Origin of the sequence: Alteromonas sp. BZK5, from assembly GCF_014349115.1 — a bacterium.
Lineage (GTDB): Bacteria > Pseudomonadota > Gammaproteobacteria > Enterobacterales > Alteromonadaceae > Alteromonas > Alteromonas macleodii.
In genome coordinates this window covers 1-5,624 of sequence record NZ_JACSOE010000139.1, presented here as the reverse complement: position 1 = coordinate 5,624, position 5,624 = coordinate 1, and the positions used below count along the sequence as shown (strand labels likewise).

Here is a 5,624-nt window from a genome sequence, read left to right as displayed (position 1 = left end):
CTACGCAACGCCAAGCTTGTTAAGTCAAATCATCACCAGCAAATATCAGTATGGGTTACCGCTTTATCGACAAGAAGCGATGTTCAAACAGCACGGTATCGAATTAAGCCGTAAAACCATGGCGGATTGGATAGTCCGCTGCGCTGAGTTGTTTAAACCGCTTTACGAGCAGCTTCATCAACATCTGCTAAAACAACCCGTTATAGCGGCGGATGAAACCACGCTAAAAGTGGTCGAGTCTGAAAAAGCGAACAGCTATATGTGGTTGTATGCCAGTGGTGCTGATTCACCTAGCGGTAATATCCCCGATACAGCGACATCTAATATCGTGTTGTACGATTATCACAATAGTCGCGCTGGACAATGCGCAGTAGACTTCCTGCAAGGCTATAGCGGCTATCTACAAGTGGATGGCTATCAAGGCTACGAGCAAACGCAAGCAACCCTTATCGGTTGCTGGGCCCATGCACGTCGTAAGTTTATGGAAGCAAAGAAAGGCGCGGGTAAAAAAGGCAGCGGCAAAGCAGACTGGGCTCTGAATCACATCCAAAAACTCTATCGTATCGAAACTCAATTAAAAGATAAAACGGTGGAGGTGCGCTACCTTACCAGACAAAAAAAGAGCCTGCCGTTGCTCAACCAGCTCCATACATGGCTAGAGAAATCAGTACACCAAGTGCTACCGAAAACCAAATTAGGTGAAGCGATACAATACTGCTTGAACCAATGGGAAAAGCTTGTACGTTATACACTCGATGGATTACTGAATATCGATAACAATCGCGCTGAGCGCGCGATTAAACCGTTCGTGATAGGCCGAAAAAATTGGCTGTTTAGCCAAACCGCCACAGGCGCAAACGCCAGTGCGGTGCTCTACAGTATTATCGAAACCGCAAAGGCCAACGACCTCAATGTGTTCGAGTATGTGATGTCTTGCCTTGATGAGTTCAGCAAGCCAGCGCCGAACATCGAGCAACTACTACCATGGCACTTTGCTAAGCGCTAGGTGGGATTAGCGGACGTTTACAGTGTAAATGGCAAATCGATTCTTAAATGCTCAAATACTTCACTAAAAACTATATATTCAAAAGAATTATCTGGAAATGGCAGGGGTGTTAATTCAATATCACAAGCCTGAATATTCAATTTAAACTCTTAGACAATTGGTGCTACGCGATCTGGTGCTAAATCTATTCCAGTTATATCTAAATTATGTAACGCGAGTAAGGCAGTCATATGCCCGGGTGCGGAACCAATTTCTAAAATAGGACCTCTAGGGTTTTGTTCTAACACTAGTTCTAAATCGGCTTGAAATCGCTTTTTATGATCAATGAAATAACCCAGTTGCCAAGAATCTATTACGTTTACATTTCTTAATAGAAATTGTTCGACGACTTGGAATGAGTGAAGGTCCATTTCTTCTGCCTTTTTAATGGCCTTGTGACCAAATTAACTATACTGTCGTTGTATTAAAAACTGAACAGATAATAATTCAATCAACCTTCAAAAGCCAGAATATGTCCACTTCCCTTAGACTGAGACAGACTTAATTGGTTTTTCCTGCAATAGTTAATGCAGGCGACGGCTATGAGAAAATCACACTACACAGAATCTCAGACCATGGGGGTGTTAAGAGAAGTTGACGTAGGTATGATGGTTGAGGAAGTCTGCCGTCAACACGGTATCAGCAGCACAACCAATTACAATTAGAAGTCCAATTACGGCGGCATGGAAGCGTCTGACGGCAAACGATTGAAAGAACGACGACGCTACTATTTTTGCCGTAGTTCCTTGTCACTTTCTCCTTATGAATCTTTTCATTGTTACAAGTTTGAAAAAATCCTTACCAACTTGTCATCCATGATTGGCGATAATTCTTTCATGTATTGTTTGCTCAAATGATGGTGATCTGAGTACCTGACTTCTCCATTGCTAACAGCGGGACAAAAGTTGTTAGGGCAATAATTTTCTATCAAATCCATTACGACAACATTGTCGAAAGGTAAATTGCTTATCGCTTTTTTTACATTGAGATGGTTATTCATTTCAGAAAGAGAAAAACCACATGCATCAGGCTGAATGTGTATGTCTCCTCCTACTTTCCTTGATAAACAAGTTGGAATATCAACTGGAAACATAGGGTTGTCCGGTATATACAAAACCGTAGGAGTAAAAGTAAAGAATCTTTCAAACAGGTTATTGATGCCTTTCTGCCAAATATCATAGTTACCTTTAACTTTGTTCCCATTTACCATAGGGGCATAACTGCCAAAATGAGTCATTACGATGACATCCGGAGATTCAAGCTCAATGTGTTTTAAAGCTTTTTCTTTCCAAATAGAACATTCTTTATACTCCCGCCCCAAAAAGCTCAAATAAACATCCATTAATACGGGAGGGCAACCCGCTTTCACAACAGTAAATAACTTCCAACCTCTGGTAGCCGCAATATCTGATAGCTCAGGGATCCATTGTTGCGCTTTGGAATCGCCGAAAAGCACGAGAGTACGTTCACTTTTAACATCGCCTTTCTCGCAAACGATCAGTTCAGATTCTTTTATTTTTGAAATACAGCTGCCTGTGTTAACCCCTCCAAACTCGACACTTTCAATTTTCTTCTGGGCAGGTGAATTTAATTCAAATTTAGAAAATGCATACAGACTAAATGAAGCAAAGCAGCCTGCGGCAATTATTGAAAGCCCTGCTAACAGGGCGGTTCGCTCTTTTTTGATTATTGAATTATGGCGGAATGTTTCTTCAATGAAATAAAACGAGCCTATTGATAGAAGAGCAATAATTGAATAAGCGAGAAAAAGGTTGCTGTTTGAAAGAGAAGGATTGCTAAACTGGAAAAAAACCAATACTGGCCAGTGCCATAGATATAGGGAAAACGAAATTTTGCCGATAAATTCTAAAGGTCTGCATGCTAGTATGTTTGAAAAGGCGTTATTTTTTTCACCGAAATAAATGACCATCATTGCGCCCAATGTAGGAGGGATAGCATAAGCTGCAAAAGAGTTAAACTCTGGTCCTATTAGAAGGCTTGTTAACACTATAAGCGTTAACCCAGTACCAACCCCTGCAGATGAGGTATAACGATAATCAGCTTTCAATTGAGGCAAAAAATGAATAAGTGCTCCGAAGCCGAACTGCCATGCTCTGGTATGTGGAGAAAAGAATGTTTGGGGGACGTTGTTTGAGAATTGTGTTAGGAAGATGAACATTGAAATTATGATCAAGGTAACAATCAAAAATTTAACCTTCCTAAAACCAAATGCTTGAACAAATAAAAATAAAACAGCTGGCCATAGTAAATAAAATTGCTCTTCTACTCCAAGTGACCATGTGTGCAAGAGTGGGTTTAAGTGATTTTCGCTGCCAAAATAGCTCGTTGCTAAGTAAGAAAACCATAAATTACTAGAAAAAACAGAAGCCATTAGCCCAGTCTTGCTAAGTTCTTTGGTTTCAAGCGGTGATAAAATTAAACTAAATATAAAAAGAGTGGTAACAGTCACTACTAATGAAAGGGGAAGAATTCGTTTAATTCTTTTGCTATAGAATGATTTGAACTGAATGCCTTGGTTGTCTTTTAACTCCTTCAAAAGCAGCCCTGTTATTAGGTATCCCGATATTACAAAGAATACGTCGACTCCCACATAGCCACCACTGAAGGTTGCTATATTGGAATGGAAAACAATAACGAGTAAAACGGCTAACGCTCTCAATCCTTGAATATCTTTCCTAAATCTCATAGCCATCATCATTCCCATTTATGAAGTAATTGTTGTTTTTTCGAGATAAACCATCTGCAGAATCAATTATTAACGACTGAACGCTTGCGGTAAATGATTTTATTACAGTCACCAGTGAATATTAGTCTAACAATTTTAATTGAAATTATTGCTTCAATGCTTAAGTATACTTATCGTTAGGGTATGGGGAAAGTATGCCCAGCTTAGTTGTGTTATTTCGCTAAAATTTTCATTATAAAGGAGTATTAATGCCTGCCTCTATTGGACTTTCGAAAGCCATGGCGTTGCGCTTTTTGGTCCCCGCATTTTGTGCTCTAGTTCTGGTTGGTTTGTGCACAAACTGGACATTTAACCTTTTTGCGCCGCAGTTTCTTTGGAAAGCCTATAATTATTATTTCTTGGCGATGATTGATGGGCGATTAGACATCCCGGCCGAGGCTATTGGTAAAGAAGGGGGGTATTTTAATGGAAAGGCGTACATGTACTATGGATTGTTGCCGGCTCTGGCAAGAATTGTTCTGTATCCCTTTGTCGATTTATCTCAAACTCCCACCTCTATATTTTTTGTTTTACTTTTTACGCTTGTCGGTCTTGTTGTTTTACAGAGAGAAGTGAATAGAAAGCTCTTCTTGTATGAAAAAGAAGGTGATGTTGCTGCGCTATTACTATGGCTAACTATAACCGCAGTAATATGGTTGGGTTCTGCAACGTTTATAATATCTCAAAATGGTACTATCTACCACGAGCCATATGCGGCATCTCTTTGTATTTTCAATATTTTTATTTCACGTCTTCTGAGAGATAATCTTTTGGAAAGTAAGGCAATAAACGCGGTCAATGTTCTTCCCTATGCTGTGCTAGCGGCTTTGGCTGTTCATACTCGTATGCCAATGGCACTGGCTTTGTATCTTGTCACCGGGTTGATAATGTTAGTGGTAGCATTCAAGCAAGTTAACAGAACAACGAATAGATACTTTGCTAGTGTGGTTTATTGTATTTCATATTACTGGCTATCATTGCTTGTGCTCCTTTGTGGAGGCGCCTCTATTCTTGCTCTCAACTACGTGAAGTATGGTAACGCATTAGCATTTATGGGCGGGAACTATGGATACTTTTTTCTTGAGGGGTTCACTGACAGAGTGTGTGATGTTGTTCCTAGGGGAGATTTTTATAGGTTCTTTCGGATAATAGCGAATAGCTATATTTACCTTACAGGTGATTGGGCGAATCATTGGAGTTTGACTAGGTTATTAGAGACAGGTTACGGAAGATGGGAAGGTCCGCTGATTCCTCTTTATTTGCTCTGGCTTTTCCCTCTTTTTTGTTTGTTAGGGGGAGTTGCTTCCCTTGTGAAAGGGATAAAAAGTACCAAAAACATACTGCTGTTATTAGGTCTTTTTCTCATCTCAAGCGGTGCCTTGTTTCAGCTTTCTTATCCGACTATTACACATAGGTATGTTGCGGAGCTATGGAGCCCCTTTGGTGTTGCGGTATTATATGTTTATGTGAAATTATTAGCTACGGATCTCAAACTACGTTTGGCCTCGGTCTTTCTGTTAGTTGCTTGTGTTGGCGTTGCCTACCAACTCAAACTCTCGACTTCTGATCAATACTATGTAAATGATGGGCCAATATATGACCATTATAATTATCATTATTCAGAAAGTGATAATAAATTCTTGGCCAATTTAGATAATGAAAAAATCTCATTATTCAAAAAAGAACAGAGGAAGCAGAAAAAAATTGCGTGTCGAAACTTCTGAAGTATGGATAAATAAATTCGGGTTAATGATAAGTAATATGTACCAATATAAGTGCAGTACTTTAAAACATTAAGTAATGTATTAGTTTGTGGTGAGTATAGTACTAGCT

At 39.6% G+C, this 5,624-nt stretch carries 5 protein-coding genes and 1 pseudogene; 3 read left to right on the top strand and 3 right to left on the bottom strand.

Annotated features, from left to right (window positions below):
- Nucleotides 1-1,006: IS66 family transposase (gene tnpC / locus BIZ39_RS20055; RefSeq protein ID WP_187447859.1), on the top strand; the 1,006-nt coding region annotated here is incomplete at its 5' end.
- Nucleotides 1,007-1,023: 17 nt separating this feature from the next.
- Here the strand turns inward: tnpC and BIZ39_RS22675 are convergent.
- On the bottom strand, nt 1,024-1,146 hold the full coding sequence (locus BIZ39_RS22675) for a class I SAM-dependent methyltransferase (protein WP_187447858.1): 123 nt from the start codon (nt 1,144-1,146) through the stop codon (nt 1,024-1,026).
- A 9-nt stretch (nt 1,147-1,155) separates the two neighbouring features.
- The gene (locus BIZ39_RS20045) at nt 1,156-1,416 is read right to left on the bottom strand and encodes an SAM-dependent methyltransferase (protein WP_187447857.1); all 261 of its coding nucleotides are present in this window, start codon (nt 1,414-1,416) and stop codon (nt 1,156-1,158) included.
- Between the two features lie 171 nt (nt 1,417-1,587).
- On the opposite strand from BIZ39_RS20045, the pseudogene BIZ39_RS20040 reads away from it, so the two are divergent.
- A pseudogene (locus BIZ39_RS20040) lies at nt 1,588-1,707 on the top strand (transposase); the annotation flags it as partial.
- A 116-nt stretch (nt 1,708-1,823) separates the two neighbouring features.
- Here the strand turns inward: BIZ39_RS20040 and BIZ39_RS20035 are convergent.
- Entirely contained in the window at nt 1,824-3,758 is a 1,935-nt protein-coding gene (locus tag BIZ39_RS20035) for an acyltransferase family protein (RefSeq protein WP_222936718.1), read from the bottom strand.
- Nucleotides 3,759-4,000: 242 nt separating this feature from the next.
- Here BIZ39_RS20035 and BIZ39_RS20030 point away from each other — a divergent pair, with 242 nt between their 5' ends.
- Entirely contained in the window at nt 4,001-5,515 is a 1,515-nt protein-coding gene (locus BIZ39_RS20030) for a hypothetical protein (RefSeq protein ID WP_187447855.1), read from the top strand.
- Nucleotides 5,516-5,624: the final 109 nt, after the last annotated feature.

Bases quoted from the DNA above. Each gene is read 5' to 3' on its own strand.
- BIZ39_RS20045 (WP_187447857.1), bottom strand. From the start codon at position 1,416: ATGGACCTTCACTCATTCCAAGTCGTCGAACAATTTCTATTAAGAAAT.
- BIZ39_RS20035 (WP_222936718.1), bottom strand. From the start codon at position 3,758: ATGGCTATGAGATTTAGGAAAGATATTCAAGGATTGAGAGCGTTAGCC.
- BIZ39_RS20030 (WP_187447855.1), top strand. From the start codon at position 4,001: ATGCCTGCCTCTATTGGACTTTCGAAAGCCATGGCGTTGCGCTTTTTG.